General features: G+C 32.6%; 23 protein-coding genes and 3 pseudogenes. 5 read left to right on the forward strand and 21 right to left on the reverse strand.

What is annotated here, in order from left to right; all coding sequences use genetic code 11:
• Positions 1 to 27: 27 nt before the first annotated feature.
• From dltD to AAIE21_RS20215, 7 genes are all read right to left on the reverse strand, one after another.
• Positions 28 to 1,209, reverse strand: coding sequence for a D-alanyl-lipoteichoic acid biosynthesis protein DltD (gene dltD, locus AAIE21_RS20185; protein ID WP_343268427.1), 1,182 nt, complete (start codon positions 1,207 to 1,209; stop codon positions 28 to 30).
• A 416-nt stretch (positions 1,210 to 1,625) separates the two neighbouring features.
• On the reverse strand, positions 1,626 to 3,248 hold the full coding sequence (locus AAIE21_RS20190; protein ID WP_343268428.1) for a peptide ABC transporter substrate-binding protein: 1,623 nt from the start codon (positions 3,246 to 3,248) through the stop codon (positions 1,626 to 1,628).
• A 38-nt stretch (positions 3,249 to 3,286) separates the two neighbouring features.
• The gene (locus tag AAIE21_RS20195) at positions 3,287 to 4,288 is read right to left on the reverse strand and encodes a C40 family peptidase (protein ID WP_343268429.1); all 1,002 of its coding nucleotides are present in this window, start codon (positions 4,286 to 4,288) and stop codon (positions 3,287 to 3,289) included.
• A 70-nt stretch (positions 4,289 to 4,358) separates the two neighbouring features.
• Entirely contained in the window at positions 4,359 to 5,408 is a 1,050-nt protein-coding gene (locus AAIE21_RS20200) for a dipeptide epimerase (RefSeq protein WP_343268430.1), read from the reverse strand.
• A 68-nt stretch (positions 5,409 to 5,476) separates the two neighbouring features.
• Positions 5,477 to 5,803 carry a DUF3870 domain-containing protein gene (locus tag AAIE21_RS20205; protein WP_343268431.1) on the reverse strand — a complete coding sequence of 109 codons (327 nt, stop codon included), beginning with the start codon at positions 5,801 to 5,803 and terminating at the stop codon, positions 5,477 to 5,479.
• 129 nt (positions 5,804 to 5,932) lie between these two features.
• Positions 5,933 to 6,688 carry a serine hydrolase gene (locus AAIE21_RS20210; RefSeq protein ID WP_343268432.1) on the reverse strand — a complete coding sequence of 252 codons (756 nt, stop codon included), beginning with the start codon at positions 6,686 to 6,688 and terminating at the stop codon, positions 5,933 to 5,935.
• A gap of 179 nt (positions 6,689 to 6,867) precedes the next feature.
• Positions 6,868 to 7,224 carry an FtsB family cell division protein gene (locus AAIE21_RS20215; protein ID WP_343268433.1) on the reverse strand — a complete coding sequence of 119 codons (357 nt, stop codon included), beginning with the start codon at positions 7,222 to 7,224 and terminating at the stop codon, positions 6,868 to 6,870.
• Between the two features lie 283 nt (positions 7,225 to 7,507).
• Here AAIE21_RS20215 and AAIE21_RS20220 point away from each other — a divergent pair, with 283 nt between their 5' ends.
• Positions 7,508 to 8,434, forward strand: a complete 927-nt coding sequence (locus AAIE21_RS20220) for an aldo/keto reductase (protein WP_343268434.1) — start codon at positions 7,508 to 7,510, stop codon at positions 8,432 to 8,434.
• An 89-nt stretch (positions 8,435 to 8,523) separates the two neighbouring features.
• On the opposite strand, the gene AAIE21_RS20225 is transcribed toward AAIE21_RS20220, so the two are convergent.
• The 5 genes and pseudogenes from AAIE21_RS20225 to AAIE21_RS20245 form a co-directional block, all read right to left on the reverse strand.
• Complete coding sequence (locus tag AAIE21_RS20225) at positions 8,524 to 8,997, reverse strand: ankyrin repeat domain-containing protein (RefSeq protein WP_343268435.1); 474 nt, start codon at positions 8,995 to 8,997, stop codon at positions 8,524 to 8,526.
• Between the two features lie 315 nt (positions 8,998 to 9,312).
• Positions 9,313 to 9,489: pseudogene (locus AAIE21_RS20230) on the reverse strand (CPCC family cysteine-rich protein); the annotation flags it as partial.
• 318 nt (positions 9,490 to 9,807) lie between these two features.
• The gene (locus AAIE21_RS20235) at positions 9,808 to 10,038 is read right to left on the reverse strand and encodes a hypothetical protein (RefSeq protein WP_343268436.1); all 231 of its coding nucleotides are present in this window, start codon (positions 10,036 to 10,038) and stop codon (positions 9,808 to 9,810) included.
• 253 nt (positions 10,039 to 10,291) lie between these two features.
• Positions 10,292 to 12,091, reverse strand: a complete 1,800-nt coding sequence (locus AAIE21_RS20240) for a Xaa-Pro dipeptidyl-peptidase (RefSeq protein ID WP_343268437.1) — start codon at positions 12,089 to 12,091, stop codon at positions 10,292 to 10,294.
• Positions 12,092 to 12,195: 104 nt separating this feature from the next.
• Entirely contained in the window at positions 12,196 to 12,690 is a 495-nt protein-coding gene (locus AAIE21_RS20245) for a transglycosylase SLT domain-containing protein (protein ID WP_343268438.1), read from the reverse strand.
• A 477-nt stretch (positions 12,691 to 13,167) separates the two neighbouring features.
• Between AAIE21_RS20245 and AAIE21_RS20250 the strand changes: the two genes are divergently transcribed.
• Positions 13,168 to 13,443 carry a DUF1292 domain-containing protein gene (locus AAIE21_RS20250; RefSeq protein WP_343268439.1) on the forward strand — a complete coding sequence of 92 codons (276 nt, stop codon included), beginning with the start codon at positions 13,168 to 13,170 and terminating at the stop codon, positions 13,441 to 13,443.
• Between the two features lie 274 nt (positions 13,444 to 13,717).
• Positions 13,718 to 14,092 (forward strand): hypothetical protein, encoded by a 375-nt coding sequence (locus AAIE21_RS20255; protein ID WP_343268440.1) that lies wholly within the window; start codon positions 13,718 to 13,720, stop codon positions 14,090 to 14,092.
• 197 nt (positions 14,093 to 14,289) lie between these two features.
• On the opposite strand, the gene AAIE21_RS20260 is transcribed toward AAIE21_RS20255, so the two are convergent.
• The 5 genes and pseudogenes from AAIE21_RS20260 to AAIE21_RS20280 form a co-directional block, all read right to left on the reverse strand.
• Positions 14,290 to 14,919, reverse strand: coding sequence for a class I SAM-dependent methyltransferase (locus tag AAIE21_RS20260; protein ID WP_343268441.1), 630 nt, complete (start codon positions 14,917 to 14,919; stop codon positions 14,290 to 14,292).
• Between the two features lie 3 nt (positions 14,920 to 14,922).
• A pseudogene (locus AAIE21_RS20265) lies at positions 14,923 to 15,248 on the reverse strand (IS1595 family transposase); the annotation flags it as partial.
• 5 nt (positions 15,249 to 15,253) lie between these two features.
• Positions 15,254 to 15,667 carry an Rrf2 family transcriptional regulator gene (locus AAIE21_RS20270; RefSeq protein WP_343268442.1) on the reverse strand — a complete coding sequence of 138 codons (414 nt, stop codon included), beginning with the start codon at positions 15,665 to 15,667 and terminating at the stop codon, positions 15,254 to 15,256.
• 338 nt (positions 15,668 to 16,005) lie between these two features.
• The gene (locus tag AAIE21_RS20275) at positions 16,006 to 17,388 is read right to left on the reverse strand and encodes a sensor histidine kinase (protein WP_343268443.1); all 1,383 of its coding nucleotides are present in this window, start codon (positions 17,386 to 17,388) and stop codon (positions 16,006 to 16,008) included.
• Positions 17,381 to 18,028 (reverse strand): response regulator transcription factor, encoded by a 648-nt coding sequence (locus AAIE21_RS20280; RefSeq protein WP_343268444.1) that lies wholly within the window; start codon positions 18,026 to 18,028, stop codon positions 17,381 to 17,383. Before AAIE21_RS20280 ends, AAIE21_RS20275 begins: the two co-directional genes overlap by 8 nt.
• Positions 18,029 to 18,198: 170 nt before the next feature.
• Between AAIE21_RS20280 and AAIE21_RS20285 the strand changes: the two genes are divergently transcribed.
• The gene (locus AAIE21_RS20285) at positions 18,199 to 18,615 is read left to right on the forward strand and encodes a hypothetical protein (RefSeq protein WP_343268445.1); all 417 of its coding nucleotides are present in this window, start codon (positions 18,199 to 18,201) and stop codon (positions 18,613 to 18,615) included.
• A 49-nt stretch (positions 18,616 to 18,664) separates the two neighbouring features.
• Here the strand turns inward: AAIE21_RS20285 and AAIE21_RS20290 are convergent, their stop codons facing one another.
• Complete coding sequence (locus AAIE21_RS20290) at positions 18,665 to 19,111, reverse strand: GNAT family N-acetyltransferase (protein WP_481858699.1); 447 nt, start codon at positions 19,109 to 19,111, stop codon at positions 18,665 to 18,667.
• A gap of 352 nt (positions 19,112 to 19,463) precedes the next feature.
• On the opposite strand from AAIE21_RS20290, the gene AAIE21_RS20295 reads away from it, so the two are divergent.
• On the forward strand, positions 19,464 to 20,771 hold the full coding sequence (locus AAIE21_RS20295) for a cation:proton antiporter (protein WP_343268447.1): 1,308 nt from the start codon (positions 19,464 to 19,466) through the stop codon (positions 20,769 to 20,771).
• Positions 20,772 to 21,194: 423 nt separating this feature from the next.
• On the opposite strand, the pseudogene AAIE21_RS20300 reads toward AAIE21_RS20295, so the two are convergent.
• The 3 genes and pseudogenes from AAIE21_RS20300 to AAIE21_RS20310 all read right to left on the reverse strand — a co-directional run.
• Positions 21,195 to 21,521 (reverse strand): annotated as a pseudogene (locus AAIE21_RS20300) (GNAT family N-acetyltransferase); the annotation flags it as partial.
• A 303-nt stretch (positions 21,522 to 21,824) separates the two neighbouring features.
• Entirely contained in the window at positions 21,825 to 22,325 is a 501-nt protein-coding gene (locus AAIE21_RS20305) for a GNAT family N-acetyltransferase (protein ID WP_343268449.1), read from the reverse strand.
• Positions 22,326 to 22,328: 3 nt separating this feature from the next.
• Positions 22,329 to 23,030 carry a 5'-methylthioadenosine/adenosylhomocysteine nucleosidase gene (locus AAIE21_RS20310; RefSeq protein ID WP_343268450.1) on the reverse strand — a complete coding sequence of 234 codons (702 nt, stop codon included), beginning with the start codon at positions 23,028 to 23,030 and terminating at the stop codon, positions 22,329 to 22,331.
• Between the last annotated feature and the right edge of the window lie 2 nt (positions 23,031 to 23,032).

A 23,032-nucleotide genomic window follows, 5' to 3' on the forward strand; every position in this document is an offset into this window, starting at 1 on the left:
TCCTGTTTTTTTGCTTCACTCTAAAATTTATTGTCCTGCATGAAATTGCTGTAATGCTTCATCCACGTATACCCAGCCTTTCCATCCTAAATGAATGGTGTCCTTTAAGAAATACTTATCATATTCATGACCAGTAAAATCTGCAACTGGAAATCCAGCTTTTTCAACTTGTTCCCGAACTTTCTTATAATAAACCTCACGGCGTTCTTTTGGAAATCCTGCATAGTCATACCATGGTCCATTTACAGGAACAGAAATGAAGAGCGGTTTCACGTTCTTTTGCTTGAAAATCTCTAAAACAATTTGTAAATCTCCATATTCTGGCGATTTATCATAAGATTCTTTTGCCTTATATCCTTTAAATCCATGTAATTTCTTTTGAAATTTGTTTTTGTAGTAATATGGATTTTCAATTCCAAATGTATTTGATGTAGACTCGATTTTCCCAACTTGTTCAGCATGCCTTCTTGTTTCTTCCCAAGAAAGTGAACGTAATTCCATATTTCTTTGTTCTTTTTTAGGTTTTATATTGAATAAAGATTTCACTAAATCTTTATGATCCGCAATGTTTCGGTTTATATAGGCAACCGGCTGAAATACTCCGGCTTTTATCTTATGAGTTGTATCATTATATACAATACCTTCTAATGAGGTTTTTAATATATAATCGTCGCGGACAACCTTAAAATCTAGCAACCGCTTCGCAATTTTCCTTTTCATTTCAGGTTTTATCTCATCATTAAAAATAAAATGATATGTTTGCTGTTTAGAGAAGTTACTACTAAAGTTGCCTTCATTTACTCCATGCTGTGTAAACCATTGTGGTGAAAGAATAAAGACTACTTTTTTTCCTTCTAATTGATCCATCGTAGAAGTCACATTTAAAATATGAGCAAGACTCTGCGTCCCGCCCGTCCCTATTAGAAATGGTGTAAATCCTTCTGGTTTTACTTTAAAATAATTAGACGGATGATATGCATCCATCCGGGAAAATTCAGAGGAACCATACATCGGTAAATACTTCGAATTCTCTAACATTTTCTGTTGTAAGAAAACACCTTGTAACTTCTCTTTTTGTAATGAAGTCGCCGCATCTTCTACCTTTTCATTACTAATGAGTGACACTAAATGTTTAGATGGAATAAGCAATATAACCATAAAGATTACACACGCTACAATAATTGGGCCAAAAGCATTTTTCATCTTCATTTGTTGACCCGCTTTCTTTTACCAATAATAGAGCCGCTTATAATCACACTCTTACTAACTCGGTATTTCATGTCTACTAATAACTCTAACCCTTGTTTACGACACGTCATCATTCTTATTCTTCTCCTTTAGTACGTAAAAAATGCTCCATTCTATTCATCTATCATTTACATGTATTTCCCCCTCCCATAACACCCCATGTGCGCATCGTTTGTAGAAAATATTTCCAAATAAACATTTTAATTATACAAGATTTTCTATTCATTTCACACTCTAAATTCAGTAATAATTTTATTTTTCGACAAATTAAGTAAATTATAGCATGAATCTCCTCTACTTTATTTCAAGAATGAGACATTTCCACACACAAAAAAACAGACTGTTGTCCAAGCACAGTCTGTTTTGTATACTTCATTTTATTTTTTCACATCCGTCCATTTCAAACTAGTAGCGGGTCCAAATTGATGTACATATAAATTTTTCACATATGGTTTTTGCAAATAAGATAATCCGCGCTGGAACACCGGTGCAATTACCGCATCGTCAAGCAGCATTTTTTCTGCATCTTGCATCGCTTTCCAGCGTGCCTTTTCATCATTTCCTAGTTCCATTTTTGTCTTTTTAATTAATGCATCATATTCTGGATTTGAATAACCCGTATTATTGACACCACTTTCTGAAATAAAGACTTCTAAGTAAGTCATCGGATCTGGATAATCAGGCAACCAACGTGATAATGACATTTCATATTCTTTCTTTTTCTCTAACGCTAGTTTTTGAGAATGCGGTTGTAGTTTCACATTCACCGTGAGGCCTGGTAAACTCTTTTCTAGTTGCTCTTTAATATATTCTCCTACCTTTTTAAAGTTTTCTAAATCATAGTTTAGCATTTCTAACGTAACTTCATTCGTTCCTGTTTCTTTCTTTGCTCTTTCCCAATATTCCTTTGCCTTGTTCACATTCGTTTTATTAAACTCCGCCCCAGTCTCTCTAAAATCTTTTTTATCTGGCCCCTTTAAAAAGCCGTTTGGAACATAGTAGTTGGCAGGTACTGATCCGTCGTTTAAAAAGGAAGTTGCAAGCCCTTTTTTATCAAAAGCCATACTAAGTGCCAGGCGTGCATTTTTATTTTTTAGAATTGGGACATTTTCATTAAAGCGGAAAAAATACATGACCGGATCTGTATATTGTTTCAATTCTTTATCATTTTTATATTTATCAACGAATTCTGTTGAAATAACAGCACGATCAATTTTATCTGTTTGGTATAGATTTACTACCGTCGAAATTTCTTTAACAATTTGGTAGTTTACTTCATCTAATTTCACTTCTTTTTTATCCCAATATTGATTATTTTTCTTCATCGTAAAACTTGCTTCGTGCTTCCATTCTGATAATGTAAATGGACCGTTATATACAGTTGTATTTGCCTCTAAACCGTATTTATCTCCTTTTTCTTTTGCATACTTCTCATTAATTGGATAAAAGGATGGTAAACAAAGTAATTTTGTAAAGTACGGAACCGGATGTTCTAATTCTACAGTAAATGTTTTATCATCTTGAGCCTTTACTCCTAATTCATCCAATCCGATTTGTTTCTTATTTATTTTTTCTGCGTTTTTCACATCATACATAATATATGCATATTCAGATCCCGTTTCTGGATTAACAAGTTGCTTCCAAGCATACACAAAATCATGGGCTGTTACAGGATCGCCATTTGACCATTTCGCAGCACGCAAATGAAATGTGTATATTTTCCCATCTTTACTAACCTCATGCTTTTGAGCAATCCCAGGAATGACCTCATCATTTTTTGAAAGTCTAAACAATCCTTCCATTACATTATTTAATACGTTAAATGAAACAGCGTCTGTTACTTTTAAGGAATTCAATGATGGAATTTCCCCTGTCTCTGTTAACTGTAATATTTTCTTCTCTTCTTTTGGTTTTGTAGTCGTTTTTTCTTTTCCACAACCAGCTAAAAATGAAGAAAGTAGTAAAGTACTAACTAATGAAAAACGAACAACCTTTTTCACTTTAACCCCCCCTTTTAAATGTCTACTAATCTTTCATATTAAGGTAAATAGCGACGTGCTCCTGCATATTCTTCAATGTATCCTGGCGTGTTCACAGGAATAATTTCAACCGTCTTCGCTGCGTTTGGAGAGTGGATCATTTTCCCATCGCCAATATACATTCCTACGTGATGAACACTTCCTTTTCCTTGATTGTAAGCAAAGAATATTAAGTCACCTTTTTGTAAGTTTTCTTTTCCAACAGCGATGCCTGCTTTGGATTGTGGACCGGAGTCACGTGGAATTGTAATACCATGAGATTTATAAATCGTATGTGTAAAACCAGAACAGTCAAAGCCGAAACCACTTGTTCCAGCCCATATATACGGCAATCCTAAAAATAACTTCCCAGTATTCACTAAATCATCGCCTGTTGGAACAGGAATGTCATTTTGCGATTTATAAACCTTCCCATCATTTTTCCGTAACCATGCTTTTTGTCCGTTCGGTAACAATACTCGATACGACATATTATCTTCACTTATTAGTGGTAGGCGTGTGTTATAACTAACCTCTAAAGATTTATACTTATCAGATGGATTAATGTATAAAATAGCTGTCGGTTTTGTAATAAGAACAAATGGCTGCTCTTTTTTCTCTGCAAATTCTTGATTATAGGTTAACTGTTTTACAGGCACCCATCCTGGATAACCAGCTTCATTTCTTGGCGTTGGCTGACCATGGACAACTACTTTTGCCCACTCACCTTGCCGGTCAATGATTGTTACTTCCTGCCCCAATAAAGCTTGTGTTTCTAATTTATTTGTACTTGTTAACCAAAGCTTTTCATCGAGTGTCATCGATTTCGTCCATTTCCATAGATTAACAGGATTCGTCGCACTTGGCTCATCAATTGGACGAAGTAGATTTGGTCCAGTCCATAATGTTGCAGCTGCTACATCAACATACGCTTGATTATTTTTCACCTCTTCAGCCTTTACAACAGAAAAAGATGAAAATACTAACAAACTACTAAAAAGCCCAGTAATGAGTTTCCTCATAAGCACATCCCCTTTATTCATATTTTTCCTGCTCAAACAGGTTATAGCTTGTAAGACAACAACTAAAGCTTTATTTTATATTCACTGCATGATGCAGGTTTACCTTTGGTCCGTTATATATGATTCCGCCTGGCTCTTCCATTAACCATAAAGGAGCATCAAGATCAAAGTAATGAATATTTGGGTGAGCGGCCGCTACATGTGCAATTGCTGCCACAGAAAGCGATGATTCCATCATGCTACCAACCATGCATTTTACACCGGCAGCGCCAGCAATATCAGCAATCTTCCACGCTTCTCGTATCCCGCCGCATTTCATTAATTTAATATTTAATAAATCAGCGTACTGTCCTTGAACAAGTTTTAAAGCATCCTGCGCCGAAAAAACACTTTCATCAGCCATAATTGGTGTTTGCACATGATCTTTTACATATTTCATTCCTTCCCAATCTTTCGCATGAACGGGCTGTTCCACAAATTCTATATTTAAATTTCTATTTTCCATTTCTCGAATAATCGATATAGCTTCTTTTGGACTCCACCCTTGATTTGCATCTAATCGTAAAGTTACATCCTTCGGCACAACATTTCTAATCGCTTCAATGCGTTCTAAATCTAATTCTGCTGATTTACCAACTTTAATTTTTAATGTGTGAAATCCTTTTTCTACATGACTTTTTGCTTCTTTTGCCATTAATATAGGGTCATCAACACTTACTGTAATGTCCGTTTGAATCTCTTTCTGTCCACCTAGTAACGCATATAATGGGATATTATGAAACTGGCAATATACATCATATAAAGCCATATCAACTGCTGCCTTCGCACTCGTATTTCCTATACAGCTCATTTGAATCTGTAACAACAATGTTTGAAATTGTTGCAAATCTTTCCCGATTAATACAGAGCGAATTGGTCCTAAAATAGCTTCTTCCATTCCACTCGCAAAATCCCCGGTAATAACCGGAGTCGCAGCCCCAGCCCCTTTTCCTACAACCCCTTCATCTGTGTGAATCAAAACATCAATACTTTCAATCTCAGTTACAGTGCGCAAGGCTGTTTTAAATGGTGTATGAAGCTTGATATAACGACGTTTTACTGTTAGATCCATGATTTTCATTTCATTCATCCTTTCTGTCCAATAAAAAAATCCAGCCATAAGAATGAAATCTTATGGCTGGATTTTGTCTATGAATGTGTAGACAAAGCAGCGATTTGATTATATTTTTTTTGTGCATCTTTTAATGCTACAAGCAATGCTTTTTGAGATGATCCGAAATAACGATTTTTTATTTCTTCTATTAATTGTGAATCATTTATATTCCTATGTAGAAATAAATGTTTTACAAATTGGGCAGTTAAGGAAATGGTTGCTGAGCAATCCGCATCCACAATTTTCCCTGTATCTTTTTCCACAACAAATGCAACAAAGTAACTTTTAAACTTTTCTGTAATAGGATTGTTTTGAGGTGCTTTTGCGTCCCCTACGATATAAACCGTATTAGAAGCGTACACATAAATCTTCCTTTCTTATACAAGGATAACGGTTTTCTTAACAGGCGAATAAGCTGTATACTCATCGTTAATTAAGAAATGTATCCGCTTACCGTATATTATATACAATTAACAGAATTTTAACAATATTTATTTTAGTAAATATTGCACGATTAGACTTCCAATCTCTGAAAATATATAATTCGTATGACTTACACAGTCAACATTTGAAGTTAAAACAACTACATATAGCATTCGGTTATTTATGTTCAGCCTTGCAGCATCATGTGTAACAGTTTGCAGTTCTCCCGTTTTGTTCGCTATGGAAACCCCTTTAATCCCCTCTAATTTTCCACATAATTTATATGTAAATTGTTGATTTTGAAGTGGTTTATAAAACTGTTCTTCGTTTTCATATTGTCTTAGTAAAGATACAATATCTTCAGCTGTTGTGAAATTATCATTCTTTCCTGTTTCTTTAGGTGTTTGCATCATATATCGTTGCAGTTTCGTTCCATTTAACTGCAGTGAATCAATATGTTTTTGAATGCAATTCATTTTCAACTTATTTATAAGCCAATTTGTCGCAGTATTATCAGAAACCGTAATCATCAGTGTAATAAGATCTTGTATCGTTATATTTGGTGTATGTAATGAAGCAACAATACCGCTTCCTCCAGTTTTTTCGAGAGATGAAATAGGAATTAATTCATATGGTTCTAAAGTTCCATCTTTTACTTTTTCTATAGCGTATGAAAGAATAGGTAACTTAATAAGGCTAGCTGATGGATGCACCAATTGTTCATTGTACCGATATATAATTTCTCCTTGTATCATGATGCTTACATTTCCGTTTATACTTTTAATTCGTTTCTCTAGTTCATATATAAAGTTCGCTTTTTTCATATAACCCCTCCTTTTTGAAAATTATATCACCTACAAATGTTCAATTATGACACACTTCGCCTTAAAAGCAGTCAAAAAAACAGCACCTCCAATTGTTAGGTTGTGTCTAACAATTAGAGGTGCTGTTCAATTTGCTAACTGTTTTTTAAACAGACGTTTTCCTTTTCCACACTGCTTATCTACTTAGGTAGTACAAATATAGTTTCATTCGGTTTAGAGAATTGATACTCTTTTCTCGCAAACTTTAAAATTTCTTCTTCATCGTCTGTCAAATTTTTAACTTCGCTCTTTAAATACCGTGAATCTTTTTTTAAAGAAATTAATTGCTTTTGCTGATTGTTAATCGTATCTCGCTTTTCTACAATTATTTCTTGTTGCTTATTAAGAATATATTGAACATAAAATGTGGCGAAAAAAATAAAAATAAAAACGAAAATAAACCGGCGTAATTTTTTCTTATTCATAACTCGATATTCATTGGACTGTATTTGCTGTTGTGGTGTATTAGGAACATTTACTTTCTTGAGTTTCCTCATTTTTTAAATCCCCCTAACCCATTTTATTTCACTACCACAGACATACTTTCTTACTAACCTAAATTCTCTTTTTGTAAAATAAGCTCCTCCATAAAAAAATCTCATAAATTAACCAATTAGAGATAGCTTTCGACGACATCTCTATATTTCAGATGAAAATTTTATTTTTTGTGCTATAAATTAGTGTTTTATGTTTTTAAGCTAAACAAAAGGATCTCATAAACACATTCGCTTTTTCACTGAATAATTTATTAGAGATTCCTTTTATTAAGGAGGTAAACAAATGAACTACCGCACATTAGGAAAAACCAGTTTAACTGTTTCTGAAATCGGATTTGGAGCATGGGCAATTGGTGGTGATGAATGGGGGCCTGTAAATGACAAACATTCTATTACTGCAATGAAAAAGGCAATTGAATGCGGAGTAAATTATATCGATACCGCTGATGTGTATGGTTTGGGTCATAGTGAGAAATTAGTAGCACAAGCAATAAAAGAACATCGAAATGATATCGTTCTTTCCACAAAGGGAGGTTTAATTGGCCATCACTATGCCCCTGATGGAGAACCTGTCTACGATACTGCTGAAAAGGTAATTGCAGTATTTGAAACTAGCTTACTTCGCCTTCAAACAGATTACATTGATGTTTATTTTTGTCATATTTGGTGGGACAAAAATAAAGAAACGGAAGCCTTCCTTCGTGCATTTGAAATTTTAAAACGGGATGGAAAAGTAAGAGCGGTTGGTGTTTCTACACATGACTTACAATATATTAAAAACTTTAATATAGATGGCGACATTGATGTTGTACAACTTGACTACAGCATACTGAACCGGAAACCTGAAAATGCTATCTTACCTTACTTACAAGAAAAAAACTTAGGAGCCGTTATTCGTGGACCATTAAAAATGGGGATATTAACTGGAAAATTTACTGACCAAACAACATTTCCTGATGGTGATTTACGACAAAATTGGCCAAAAGAAACATGGTTTCAAGATGATTTACGAAAGGTTGAGAAATTGAGATCACTTTCAAATCCTAAACGAACTATGGGACAACTGGCCCTTCGTTATGTACTATCACACCCCGCTGTATCTGTTGCTATTCCTGGAGCAAAAACAGCTAATCAATCAGTCGAAAATGCTGCTGCTTCTGTACGCCCTCTTCTATTAGAAGAAGAATTGGCATATATACAAGACTTCTAAAAAAAGATTGGTAGCATTGCATTGCTACCAATCTTTTCTGTTACTCTATTATTCTCATATTATATATGTATTTTTTATTTCGATTTTCTTTATACAAGGTGTAGTAGATGCTGATGTCCCTTCTCTAACGCGATATCATATGCTGTTTTCCCATCATTTTTCTTAATACTTTTATCCGCTCCAGTTTCAATAAGTAACGCTACAATTTTTTCATCGCCTAATAAAGTTGCTTCATGAAGTCCTGTCCAACCACCACTTTGTATAGCGTTAACATCTGCCCCTTGCTCAATTAAAAATGCAGTCATTTCAATTTTCTTATTTGCAATCGCTGCTTGAAGAGGTGTATTTTCATTTTGATTCTTCGCTTTCACATGTAAATTAGCACCCTTTTTCAGAAGGAAATTTGCAATTTCTTTATAACCAAAATAAGCTGCTAAATGAAGAGGTGTCCAGCCATCTTCACTATAAGAATGCACCAGATCTTGATCCTCATTTATTAATCCCACTACCTTCTCCTCTTCTCCATTCATTACAGCATTTGTAATTGCTACAATTGAATTCATCGTTATCCCCCCTTTTACATAGAATTATTTTATTTTCTAGCTATAAATAATTCTATTAAACATGAAAAATTCCTTTTTAACCCACTTTTGTTTACATAATAATATTATAAATATTAATTTCATTTTCATTAATACTTAATTTGTTATCAAATTAAAAAAATATTTTTATAATAAAAAAACAATTCATTTTTATAATGAACTGTTCTGTGTAATGATAATAAAATTGTTTAATTTCTATGCTATAAACACGCATAACACCGTCTGAACAATCAAACAACGTTTAAAATAATTGTTTAATTTTATTTACCCTTCACTAATTAAAAAGGCTTTTTGATGTTGTTTCAAAGACTCTTCATTCACTCCGCCTTCATAATCAGGATCATCAAATTGAACGTTATCATCTTCCCAGAAACAGATACTGCAAATATCAAATGTACCTGGTGGTTCTTCCTCTAATGTTTTATAACCACAACATGGACATGTATATTTCATATCCCCCCCCTAAAAACCCTACTTTTATTTAATCTTATTACATCTTGTTAAACTATCCTTCTCTAAAAAACATTTAAAATTAAACAACTTTATTGTCACTGTACATGTTCGAGGTTTAACCAAAATATATTTTTGTATTTTTCTATAAAACAAACCACCACGTTTATATAATTAAAAAAACCTCCGTACTGTAGTAACTTTTTTATATTATATTTTATTTTTTTGTTTCGGATATCTTTTTTTCAAATATAAAAATAACCGTTGACACATAGCTATTTGAAAAATGATTTTTATATTTTTTTATAGATACAATAACTCCTACATTAACCTATAGCAATTTTGTCTCCTTCCCTTTCCCGTCTCTTTTAATACGTACGATTTTATTACGAGTTCAGTTAGTGAATCAGTTAATGTTTTATATGATAAATTTGATAATGCTAGCAGATCATTTGTATATAAAATTCTATGCTTTTCTAATAGTAATAATACTAATCGTTCAGATGGCTTTAAAGTTTCATCACTTTCTAGTATAAAATCTACATCTTTCATAGAGATATTACCCTTCTCCTTATTTAAAAAATTATGATTATCCATTATTAATACGAAAATATTATATAATAAATCTTATGTTATTTCAAAATAATATAAGATTTATACTAGAGAAGTGTCTATACTATTTCTCTAGTTAGAAATACTTTCTTCACTTCTTTCACCCTCTTTATTACATCATTTCTGCCTATTTTATGTTAAAATCCCTACCTTTTTTAATGCAAAAAAAGCCTCCACATTCGGAGGCTTCCTTCTATTTTACAATCGGCAATGTTAATTCACTTAATTTTACTGTAAGCTTCGTCCCTGCTTTTGGACGAATCGTATAGTCATAGTCACTTGCAATTAATACGACTCCTATTTGATGGCCGGCTTGGAATACATAATCATCCGGCTGCATGTCCCATGTAAATGTGTAATCTTTCCCTGGTATAATTGGCGTTGACTGTTCTTTTCCATTCAAGTTTTGTGGATCCATCCATCCTCTCGTCACAATTTCTGGTTTCGCACCGCCATAATCAACAAGTAATGCAGTTAAATTTGAGACTGGACGATCAATACTTCCCTTAAATGAAATTTTTGGTGTACCACTTATTCTCATTTCCTTTTCGAGCTTAGGCATTACATATACTAATCGATTTGGTGATTCTAATTCTGGATTTGCTACCAATTGATTCGATTTAATTTTTGCATCATCTAACAATGAAGACACTTGTTGTACCGTACCCATTCGAAGCGGTAAATCTACAGCTTTATTACTTAAAAGCGTACGTATTTTAGACGGAGCTGCTGCAGGGTCTGGCCAATTTTTTAATTTTTGCCACGTTTTATTTTCTCGTTGTACATCTACCATCGGTTCATTCATAATTCCATTTTCAATTCCGTATAACCAATAGTCAAACCATTTATTTTGTGTTTGCTGCCAGTTATTACTTGATGTTCCACCATGTCCTCCTTGATGTAACCACATTTTGCGAGGAATATTATTTTCTCCAAGAGCTTCCCACCACTCTGAAAACTGTTTTGTCTTTACATTCCAATCGTTTAAACCATGTACAACAAATACACTTGCCTTTACATTTTTAGCATCCTTCACATAGTTACGCTTATCCCAAAATTCATTATAATCCCCTGTTTTTCGGTCTTGTCCTTCAGTTAGCTCTTTTGTGATTTTTTGACAAACTTCAGGATTCTCTCTCGTTAACACTGCTTCGGCCATATTATCTGTATCTTCCCCTTGGTAACCACCTGGTGCAACAACTGCCCCATTTGCACGGTAATAATCATACCAGCTACTAATTGCCGCAATCGGAATAATTGTTTTTAATCCTTCAACTCCTGTTGTTGCAACAGCATTCGGTAATGTACCATTATAGGAAGCACCTGTCATCCCGACATTTCCTGTAGACCAATCCGCCTGTATTTCCTCACCATATTCTGTGAATGCTTTTGCTCTTCCATTTACCCAATCAATAACAGATTTTGTACCTAGAATTTCTTGTTCATCACCAGTTGTTGGGCATCCATCTGATTTTCCAGTTCCGATGCTTTCTCCTAAAATAACTGCATATCCACGAGGAACATAGTAGTTTCCATATGAACCGAGATTAGCTGGTCCTGCATAAGGTTTGCCTCCAGTAGGATGTAATTCTTCATCTACATTATAAACTGGTACGTCTTTTATTCCCGAACGGTAAGGACTCATTTCATAAATAACGGGAATTTTCACACCTGGTTCTGTTTTCGGTCGCATTACCTTTATCGATACACGATCCTTTTTCCCATCTCGATCACTATCAATCTCAGTTTCTACAAATAAATTTTCTACAATTGCCTCATCAATTGAATAAATAGGCTTCGTCATTCCATTTTCTAACTCAATTTTTGTCGATTGAGCTAATGTTTCTGGCACTTTACCATTTAACGGTAGCGCAGAAAATTTTATTGAATTCTCTTCGCTCTTTTCTGCATGTACTGTAATACTAGAAATACTTGATGTAAGTGTTAAAGAAAACATTGCTGAGAGTGCGACTGCTAGCTTCTTTTTCTTCAAATTTCTTCCCCCTTTATATTTTTCTATTACATCTTTCACTATACAATAAAATAACAGAAAATTCAGTTTAAAAGCAGGTGAAAACTTGAGAAATTTGTAAGATTTTAACCTTTCTTATATAATTCATAAGATTGCTCTAATCCTACGTTGTATTTCGTATTATTATCTGTCCAATCTTCTCCTAAATTCCCAGGCCATCCTGATGTATTAGCCACATATTTTAAAAGCGCTAATTCTGTTAATCCTTTGTTCACCCCACGTTTATAGGAACTCACCATATGCGAGATTGCTATTGTTGCATTTGTTTTTGCATCCTTTAAATTTTCTTCTGATAATTGTGCCGGTGCTAACCCACCTCGGTGTAACTGAAATAATCCAAAAGATGTTCCTTTATCTCCAACAGCTGTTCGATTAAATTTTGTTTCATGCTCAGCAATTGTAAGTGGAATCCATTCTGGTATACCGTACTGTTTTGAGACTTCACTAATTACTAATTTATTATTTTCAATTTCCTTTTGTTTTTCATACTTCATATAAGCTGCATAACATAAAAGTGTCAACGTGCAAATTACTACTATATATTTTAATAATTGTTTCATAGATTCATCCTCTATATTATGTATTTGTAATCCTGTATACCCCTACTATAAAATGTTCATGTGACATCTATTTGACAGAATGTAATTAAAGAATAACAAGAGCCGACTTTTGTTAAACATACTATAATGCGAAGAGGATACTATATTCAATATAGGAGCATAAATCCAAACGACGATGAAATGGTAAATATACTGGCAGCACCCATGCACAGTTGACACAAACTGTGTATGAATTGAGAAAAGATAATAGTTTATATATTTTTTCTATTAAGTGGATCTCGATTTTCTGCTACTTATGTGACGAGAACCTAAAATGTATTCATTCATATTCACAGATGATGTCCTTTTAGTTGGATTCTTACGCTGAAGCAGCAAGAAATTGTTGTTCTTTGCGCATTAATTTGATTTTTTATGGAAAGATATACTAGTAAGTATACGATTTGAACATTCTATTTTTTAGAGTATAACAGGAGGAGAATGAATATGTCAGAAATTGAAGTAGGCGAAATTTTCACCCTTAGCGATGAGAGTAATGAGGAGCAGGAAGTTGAAGTACTCGGAACGATGAATGTCGAAGGAGCAGAATACATTGCTGTTGGCTTTGTAGAAGACATTCAAACGGAAACAGAGGAAGACATTGATATCTTCTTTTTAAAAGTAGAAGAAGATAGTGAATTCTCATACATTGAGAATGACGAGGAATTTGAAAAAGTATCTGCTGCGTTTGAGAAAATGATGGACGAGCAAGAATAATATTGGTTGGACACAAGAGGGGGATGCATATCTGCCCTCTGTTTTTGTATATAGGGGGACCGCCCTATTGCCATCAACCTAGTACCTTGAAATATCCTCAAAACGAATTTTTTATTTTATAGTTATTTATTAGAACCCAAATCATTTTTTTGTTTTGGGGAAAACCCCATTCCTTAAGTTGATGGGCATGTGGCGATTCCTCATATAAAATAATTTTTATAAAATAGGAGAAACTATACTATCAAATTATATAAAAGAAAGCTGAGGTGCTTTTATGAAAAAAATATGTTGGATATTATGTTTTTGTTGCTTCATAACATTTTGGAATGCTAAAATTCCTGTAAGTTACGCTAAAGAAGGACAGGTATTTACATATACAGTAAATCAACAAGCATTATTAAAATTTTTAAATTCAAGTTCAAATGAATATAATAATGCAATGAAGCAAGGAATAACTCTAGCTGAGTTTGCATCTAAAAAAGGCATAGATGAAGCAAAGTTAATCCATTATTTTGCAATAGAACAAAAAAAACAATTAGATATTGCACTAAATAAAGGGAAAATAGATCCTCAGATGTATCAAGATCTCTTACCTGATATCCATCATAGTATTTATAGAACTATTCATTATAATCCTAATTCTAAATAGACGTTTCCTTCTTTAAAATCAGCTAAAAAAGGATAGGAGAAATTAGTAAGATTGAATAAGGAATCCTGGCATAAAAAAGACTTGGTATCAGGTCTTTTTTTGTAATAAATCCAAACTAAATGGAACAAAAAAGAACCCTTATCATAAGGATTCTGCATCAGAAAACAACAAATATATAGAAATAATATAAATTGTAATTATAGTTCTTTTTGACATTTTACCATTATAAATTTAAATGGAGGTTTATTTTCCATATTCTTATGTGGCTCAACAATTTCCGAAAACTCTATCAGTCCATATTTTCCAAATTCTTGTTTGATCGAGTCAGAATCATAAAAAAACATTTTTACCCCTTCCATTATCTCAAAATAGTCTTTACCCAGTTGTTTGCCCTTTCCAAACATTGGGGCTTCTTTTGAAATAGTAGTAAAAATCATATATCCGTTTGGCTTTAACTGATTATAGCAATCTTTAATAAACTTCTCTCTCTCACGATTATTCAATAAGTGAACAAGTGCATAACAAAATATACCATCATAAAGTTTGTTATCAAAAGGCATATCGGTTACTGGACCATGAAAAATACTAACATTAAGTCCATTTTGCATTGCCAATTCAATCGCTGTTTTTGAAATCTCAATACCTGTTACATTCATTCCGTTGTCAATAAAAACCTTTGCATTTCTACCATATCCAATACCAGGAATCAATATATCCTTAACTTTCTTTTCAAGGAAAAAGTCCTTTGTCAAGATTGCGGAGTCTGAAGGTTCAAATCCCCACATCATTTGATTTTCTATAAAACTTGATTCCCAGAATTCTGTCATACCTCAATCTCCTTTACAAATATTGGATTTATTTTTTAAAAAATCTGCTGTTTTTGTATAAGCATAGGCTACATTACATTGAACATAAAATTCTTTACCTTTATTGCTTCTTTATCATTTTCAAATAGTTCAATCCATTTGAACCAGTACATATAGTTACTGATATATTTAGTTACAACACCATTAAACCTATTCATCCACTTCTTTAATTTGCTGTGAACAGCATTTATGTGTTGAATATGGTATATTCCTTCTTTATGTTTTCCTCTTTTTACACGCTTATGGTCTAACGAAAAATCATGGGCGAACTGAACATAACTCTTTTTGGAAACATTTATGATTCTTTATTGATTTGGTTTGCAATATCAATAATATATCTATTGTTTAGTTCATCTTTCATCTTTTTTTCTGCTTCAAACATCACATTTTCAATTAAACAATCTGCGTTTTTAAAGTCTTCATGTTCTAAAGAACATGTGAATAAAGTTGTTTTACCTTCAATAGCTTGAATTACATCTAAAAAAGAAATATCACCAGACTTCCTTACTATACTATATCCACCATTAACACCAGGATTGGATTCAATTAGTCCTGCTTTAACAAGTTTTGTTAAAATCTTAGAAAGATATGTTGGTGAGAGATTTTGAATTTTAGCTAACTGTTCTACTCCAATCGCTTTTCCTTTTGGTGCTAGTGTTAAATATACCATTGTGTGTAAAGCATAATTTGTAGCTTTTGAATATTTCATTACTTTCCCCCATTACAAATACATTAAAGACCTTTTATATCTGGAATTCATTTTAATTTAAAGTGAAAGAAATAGCAAGATGTTTACATCTTCTCTCTTATGCAGAGTCTGACCATACTACGCACTTATTCAACTGCCCTTTCCTTTCGTACAATAAGAAAAACCGCATCACTATCATTTCAGATAAGAGATTCCGTTAATCTTTTTATAAACGGTACGACTTTCTTATAAACAGTGCATCTTTGTTTAAACCGATAATATAAAGAGTAAAAGCTCTCACAAATTAGGCATATCTAACTTGTGAGAGCTTTTTATTTTAACATTTAGGTCTTGCTAACTCAAAGTAAACTCTTTTTTATATACATATAAAATTGTATTTCATTTTTTATAATGGAGACACCGTACTCAAAACCATGTCGTTCTAAAATACTCTTTACAATGGCTAATCCTAATCCAGTCCCTGATACTTCTTTACTACGTGAAGCTTCTAATACATAAAATGGCTCCCAAATTTTTTCGATATCTGTACTTACTTCAGGATTAATTCCATTTTGAATACTAAAATATACACAATCATTTCTTTCTTCCAATACAATTTTGATATTTTGATTTTCTGTATATTTGATTGCATTTGAAATTAAATTATGAAATACCATTTTCATTTTATCCAAATCTGCATAAATACTAGCCTCTCTCGCGTGACAATCCATTTGTAAATGTATACCTTTGGCTTGGAATTCAATTTCATGTTTATCAATTATACTTTTAATAAGGGGACCTATCTGCGTTTCTTCTTTTTGTAAAAAATCTCTTTCTAATTTCGAAAAACGTAACAACTCTTCTATTAAATTTGAAATTTGATCGGTTTGTTTAATAATCGTATCTAAATATGTTCCATCATCGAGACCGTCTTTAATTCCCATAGAATATGCTTTGACTAAAGCGATGGGTGTCTTTAATTCATGCGTAATATCCCCCATAAATCGCTTTAAATGTTCATTTCTATTCGTTAAATCCTGATGCGTTTCATATAATTTATCACTCATAATATTGATACTATTCGCTAAATCACCAATTTCATCATTTGTTTTTACTTTCGTTTTTTTAAATTCAAGATTAGAAATATCTTCTGCAACATCACTTAATTCTTTTAACGGAGTTGTAATTGTTTTTGATAATATCCATACGAGCACAATGACGAGAAATATTGAAAAACCAAATATATATAGATTAAATGTATTAAGTGTCTCAATTAGTTCATTCGAGTGAGCAATAGATACTCCCACTAAAATTAACATTTCATTTTTCGAAATATAACTCGCAAAAAAGCTAGCCTTCAGTTTTTCTTGATCATATAATTTGTTTATTTTTCTAGATTCATCCACTTTCATTATTTCTGTTTTTGTAATCCATAGCTTATTCAATGTCACTCTCTTTTTTATAAGCTCAGAACGTAACGATTCATTAATTTCATCTTCTGTATTTTTTATAGGAGTATACACAATTGTTACATTATTCTCATTCTCGATTTGATTTATAGTATCTGTGAATTGTTCAACAGGCGAAGACTGAATTTGATTTGTAATGGCATTTAACTTTTCTCTCGTTTTGTATATATTGTATTTCGGTAAAAAATAGTTCATTAACAATAATGAAATAGTAAATATAAGAATCATTGTTAACGATATACTAATAAAAAGTTTTTTACCAAGCTTATTCACGTTCATCCTCCAGACTGTAACCTAAACCACGGTGCGTTTTAATAACATCCTCACCAATTTTTTTTCGTAACCGTCTAACATGTGTATCCACTGTTCGCTCATCCCCGAAATAATCAAATCCCCATACAATATCTAAAAGTTTTTTTCGTGTTAAAATTGTTCCTTTATGATTTAAAAAACATTTTATTAATTCTAACTCTGTTTTTGTAATTTCTAATTCTTTATCATTTTTATATACTTTATTTTTTAGTAAATCAATTTTTAAATTTTGAACTTGTATGACTTCATCTTGATTTAAAAGCTTTTTAGCACGTGTAAGTAAAATCCCTGGATGAAATGGCTTTTTTACATATTCATCCGCCCCGCTTTGCAAAGCCGCAAGTTCATCTTCATTTTCACTTTTAGCAGTAAGCATTAACACTTTCACGCTTGAGTTCTTTTTGATTTCCTGACATACAGTGATTCCATTCCTTTTTGGCATCATCCAGTCTAAAATAGCTAAATCAATTTTTTCTTCATAAAATATTTCAAGTGCTTCTTCTCCATCCTTTGCTAGGAGAACTTGGAATCCTTCTTTCTCGAAATAAGCTTTTAAAATTTTAAGCATATCTTGCTCATCATCTGCGATTAATACTCTCACTCGGACCTTCCTCCATTAACTATATATATCCTATAAATTGTAATCATTTTCATAACAAAGTAAAATGGATTTCTTATTTTACTTTGTTATGGTACAACATTTTTGTTACATGAATGTGACAAAAAATATTTATAGGATTTGAGGGAATAATAAATATGAGGTGTTGTTCCATGTTTAAAAAAATAGGATTTCTTTTTCTTTTTTCATTTTTATTAGCAACAAATGTTCTCGCAGAAACAAATAAACAAATTGAAGTATTTGATTGTCAAAAAGAGATGGTCGTGCAAAAACAATCTCTAGATGCAGAAATTCAAAAAGAGGCAATACAATATGCCAAATCCATTACTGGACCATTTAAAAATCTAAACGTTGTCCCTAAAACTGGTCATTTGATAAAAATCCCTTTATCTAAACCGGTTACCATTACAAATCAATGGATACATACAACGATAGATGAAGTTCTTGTACTCCTTCCGCTTAACGAAAAACCCTATATCATGATTTATGATGATGAAAATAATCCGCATTTTTATTATGTACAAGGTCATCCTGAACATTTATTGCAGCATTTAAAAGTTAAATTATAATTACTTATAAAAAGATTCCATAAGATTGTGCCGTATGGAATCTTTTTCTTTATAATCTTAAATAATGAGTCGATCCTTGATACCCTTCACTTTTCCTAAATCCATTTGAAATATAAAATTGACTACCTTGTTTTGTGTCTGTATACAAAACGACAATTTGAAAATGCTCTTTTGCATCAGATAAGATTTTTTTTAGTAATAAATTTCCTATTCCTTTCCTTCGATATACTTTTAAAATATAAAACCTTCTTAACCGTCCAACTGTTTTAGCTTTCGTATACGGATCTTGGTTTATGCCACCGATTCCGATAAGAACTTCATCTTGAAAAACGCCATACAAGCATTCCCCCTTCTTATTAAATGAATTTGTTTTATTTCTGTATTCATTCACTAGCTTTATAAGAAAATTAAATCCTTCTTTTTTACTTTCTTCCACAAGATGAGTGATATCAACTTGTGATAGGCTTTCAATTTGTTTCAATTGAAATTTCCACATCTCCATCACCTACCTGTAATATGTAATACTACAAAAAAGGACTTTCCCATTTAAAAGAAGTCCTTTTTTCATTCCTATCACACTACTATATTACTTTTCATATTTTTAATCTCAACCCACTCATAATGCAATGACTGGGCTGGTTTACCGCTACTTATTAATAGTAGCTATATTATGTTATCCACATGTCTTGGAACCCGTAAACGGATAATGAGGTTCAAGAAGAGTAGAATCTTAGATAAACAAAAAGGGCCTTTCTCTTTTTTTATATAGTAGCTATACTCCAACCTACGCACCTTTTCATTTACTACATATTATAAATTAATCTTAGTAGAAAGGTGTGATAGTTATTTTGAGTTTACAGAGTATAGATATCGCCCATTTTCTGTTTGCCATGGGCTGCTTATTAGCGTTAGCCCACCTATTGGGATTTTTAGCAGAACGTATATTCATTCCTCGGGTTATCGGAGAAATATCGGCAGGGCTTGTTCTTGGACCAACTTTGTTAGGCCATTTTTTCCCTGATATTTTCCAATGGATGTTTTTAGGCTTCGAAGGAGAAGGCAAGTTATTTGGACTTGTTTATCAATTTGGCTTACTTATGCTCATGTTTAGTTCAGGGTTAAAATTTCAGACAAAATTTAGTAAAGAGGATTTAAAAATTACTTCTGCTTTAGTTGTAGGGGCAACCATCCCAGCATTTATTGCAGGTTGGCTTGCTGCAGATTTATTAAATGTTACTTCCTACTTAGGAAGTGCAAACAATCCTCTTGCAATCAAGATTATCATCGCTATTTCCATTGCGGTTACCTCTATACCAGTTATATCTAAAATATTTAACGACTTAGGAATCATGCGCACTAGATTTGCCAAAATAGTGCTGGCTTGTGCTGGCGTACACGATATTTTATTATGGGTGGCTTTAGGATATGCAACAGCAATAGCAAGCCATGGAGGTACTATTACATTTAGTTTAGGATTCACAACGATTTTAATAAACATTGGATTTATTGCAGGAGTTCTATTAATTGGTCACTTTTTATTTAATCGCTTCACATTTCTTAAAAATAATTTCCTCTTTAAGGCATCACCTCTTGGATATTTCCTTTTCATCATGTTCATGTTAGCAGCCTTAGCAGGGTACCTGCATGTAGAGACCATTTTTGGAGCTCTTCTCGCTGGTATTATGATCAAACTATCAATTCCAACAGACGAAGTAGATAGAATTGAGCATACTGTATCAAAGATTTCTTTTTCTTGGTTTACTCCACTTTATTTTGCAATTGTCGGATTACAATTAAATCTTGTTAAAAATTTTAATCCATTTTATTTCCTTGGATTTCTCTTATTTGCTTGTTTAATTCAAACTCTATCCGTTTATATAACATCTAGGCTTATAAAACAAGACCGATTGACCAGTCTCAATCTTGCAATAGCCATCAATGACCGTGGAGGTCCGGGAATTGTTCTCGCTTCAGTTGCATATACAACAGGAATTATCAATCAAGAGTTTTTTGCCGTAATAGTTATGTTAGCATTGGTAACCTCATTTTTGCCTGGTGTATGGTTCCGTTTAGTTCTAAAAAAGAAATGGAGACTAATGCCAGGAGATGAAAATTTAGTTTTAGATAAAGATAAAGAACTTATCGATAATAAATAAGTTCATAAAAGAATAATCGATAAAATTGCAAATCTGTACGGACATTCGTTACTTTCACCGATAATTTATATATGAATGAATTAACTTAAAAGGAGTGAAAAAATGTTATACGAGGATTCACAATATTGTGATTGCGTTGAAGAGATGGCAGACCAATTAAAAATATATATAAACAAATCTGTTGTCATTTTTGAAAAAATGGTTTCATTTCTGCTATTGTCAAAGATGTGACAGATGACTCAGTTGTTGGATTGTCAAATGTAACTAAGGTTATTTATTATGAGTGGGGACAAAAATCATTTAGTTTTAGTCAATTATTCGTAAGTAATTGTGAAATTACGGAATTTGGACAAGCATTAACCAAAGAAGATCCTACATTGTTAGATACCACTCCATCTTCGAAGTGGGGAAAGTTACGCAAACTTTTGCATCAGATAAGATTTTCTTTAATAATAAATTCTCTATTCCTTTCCTTCGATATGCTTTTGAAATATAAAACCTTCTTAACCGTCCAACTGCTTTAGCTTTCGTATACGGATCTTGATTTATGCCACCGATTCCGATAAGAACTTCACCTTGAAAAACGCCATACAAGCACTCCCCCTTCTTATTAAATATATTTGTTTTATTTCTGTATTCATTCACTAACTTTATAAGAAAATTAAATCCTTCTTTTTTACTTTCTTCCACAAGATGAGTGATATCAACTTGTGATAAATTTTTGATTTGTTTCATTTGTAAATCTCCCACTTAAATCACCTTCCAATAATATTTTGGGTTTTAAATTTCTAATTCTATGAAAAAAGGAATTTCCTATATAAATAAGTAATTCGAATAACGTGGAGAAAAAACCTAATCACAGTATAAATAGCGTATGATTTCGCAACAGAATTTGCATATTAAATAACAGTATATTTAGCATATAAAAACGCTTGGGGTTATCCAAGCGTTTTTATATGCTATGTTTAAAGCTTTATTCAACTAGAGCACCTTCGTTCCTATTTCCTGTTGTACAAACAAGAAACAGATTTTTTTACAAAGAGATACTTTCTTTTAAATATTAATATGGTAAATATTCTTGTTCTCTGTAACCTTTGATAGTATGCCTCCATTGTACTGAACAACTCTATTTGAACGTATATTAGAAATATTGACACCGATTTGAACAGTCTTAATCCCCATCTTTGAACACTCTTTTAGCAACAACCGTAACAACTCATTTCCATATCCTTTTCCACGTTGCGAAATGGGTATAGCATAACCTATATGACCACTGTTATTTTTGAGGTTTTCATTTAGTCGATGTCGAATTCTTCCATATCCAACTGGTGTTTGATTATAAAACAACCAGTATGTGGTTTGAGGAACCATCCAACCTTCCAGCCCAATACCTCTTGAAAAGCCTTCGTTTCTTTCTAACCATAAGTTAAACTCTTGATATGATACCCCATGAATTTCGTTGTGAAATCCATTGTCATTGGGAGTAATTTCTTGCAACATGTCATATATCTTTTTCCCGTCATCTTTAGACAATGCCTTTAAATATAATTTCATTTTTTATATCCCAATACAACTTTTCATATTTTTAATCATTTCAACAATAACCCTCGAAGATTGATTCGCTGCAACTTTTGCAAAGTTTTCATATGATATAGTTGCCTCATCATCCGCAGTATCAGAAATACACCGAATGACAAGAAATGGTACATCATTTATATACGCAACATGACCAATCGCCGAACCTTCCATCTCTACACAATGCGGCAAGTATTCAGCAATTAATTTCTCTTTCAGCTGCGCATCTTCAACAAAGCATTCCCCACTAACAATCCTTCCTTCATAAACGTTTCCTTCCAGTCCGATTGTATTACATGAATTTAATGCAAGTTCTCTCAATTCCTTATCTGCAATGAATGTTTCTTGAAATGGAAATAAATTCTTCATTTGTCCTTTATCTACATCATGATGTGTAACATTCGTGGAAATTACGAGATCTCCAACTTTCATACCTGTATATAATCCACCTGCAACACCTGTATTAATCATACAATCTACTTCGAATTTGTTTATTAAAGTTTGGGCACATGAAGCTGCATTCACTTTTCCAACTCCACACCTTGTAAGAATAATCTCTTTATCCATGAAAACCCCTCGATAAAAAGGCATTTTGGCGATCGTAAATTCTTCTTGAATCTCTAGCTTTTCTAAAAGTAAGTCTATTTCAATTTGCATAGCTCCGATAATACCAATTTTTTTCATTT

Source organism: Paenibacillus sp. 102, from assembly GCF_039549175.1.
GTDB lineage: Bacteria > Bacillota > Bacilli > Bacillales > Bacillaceae_G > Bacillus_A.

Coding starts and splice junctions, on each gene's coding strand:
- AAIE21_RS20220 (WP_343268434.1), top strand. CDS start 7,508: ATGAACTACCGCACATTAGGAAAAACCAGTTTAACTGTTTCTGAAATC.
- AAIE21_RS20260 (WP_343268441.1), bottom strand. CDS start 14,919: ATGACAGAATTCTGGGAATCAAGTTTTATAGAAAATCAAATGATGTGG.
- AAIE21_RS20245 (WP_343268438.1), bottom strand. CDS start 12,690: ATGAAACAATTATTAAAATATATAGTAGTAATTTGCACGTTGACACTT.
- AAIE21_RS20305 (WP_343268449.1), bottom strand. CDS start 22,325: ATGAAATTATATTTAAAGGCATTGTCTAAAGATGACGGGAAAAAGATA.
- dltD (WP_343268427.1), bottom strand. CDS start 1,209: ATGAAGATGAAAAATGCTTTTGGCCCAATTATTGTAGCGTGTGTAATC.
- AAIE21_RS20235 (WP_343268436.1), bottom strand. CDS start 10,038: ATGAAAGATGTAGATTTTATACTAGAAAGTGATGAAACTTTAAAGCCA.
- AAIE21_RS20200 (WP_343268430.1), bottom strand. CDS start 5,408: ATGAAAATCATGGATCTAACAGTAAAACGTCGTTATATCAAGCTTCAT.
- AAIE21_RS20285 (WP_343268445.1), top strand. CDS start 18,199: ATGTTTAAAAAAATAGGATTTCTTTTTCTTTTTTCATTTTTATTAGCA.
- AAIE21_RS20210 (WP_343268432.1), bottom strand. CDS start 6,688: ATGAAAAAAGCGAACTTTATATATGAACTAGAGAAACGAATTAAAAGT.
- AAIE21_RS20215 (WP_343268433.1), bottom strand. CDS start 7,224: ATGAGGAAACTCAAGAAAGTAAATGTTCCTAATACACCACAACAGCAA.
- AAIE21_RS20195 (WP_343268429.1), bottom strand. CDS start 4,288: ATGAGGAAACTCATTACTGGGCTTTTTAGTAGTTTGTTAGTATTTTCA.
- AAIE21_RS20290 (WP_481858699.1), bottom strand. CDS start 19,111: ATGTGGAAATTTCAATTGAAACAAATTGAAAGCCTATCACAAGTTGAT.
- AAIE21_RS20225 (WP_343268435.1), bottom strand. CDS start 8,997: ATGAATTCAATTGTAGCAATTACAAATGCTGTAATGAATGGAGAAGAG.
- AAIE21_RS20255 (WP_343268440.1), top strand. CDS start 13,718: ATGAAAAAAATATGTTGGATATTATGTTTTTGTTGCTTCATAACATTT.
- AAIE21_RS20270 (WP_343268442.1), bottom strand. CDS start 15,667: ATGAAATATTCAAAAGCTACAAATTATGCTTTACACACAATGGTATAT.
- AAIE21_RS20310 (WP_343268450.1), bottom strand. CDS start 23,030: ATGAAAAAAATTGGTATTATCGGAGCTATGCAAATTGAAATAGACTTA.
- AAIE21_RS20250 (WP_343268439.1), top strand. CDS start 13,168: ATGAATATGTCAGAAATTGAAGTAGGCGAAATTTTCACCCTTAGCGAT.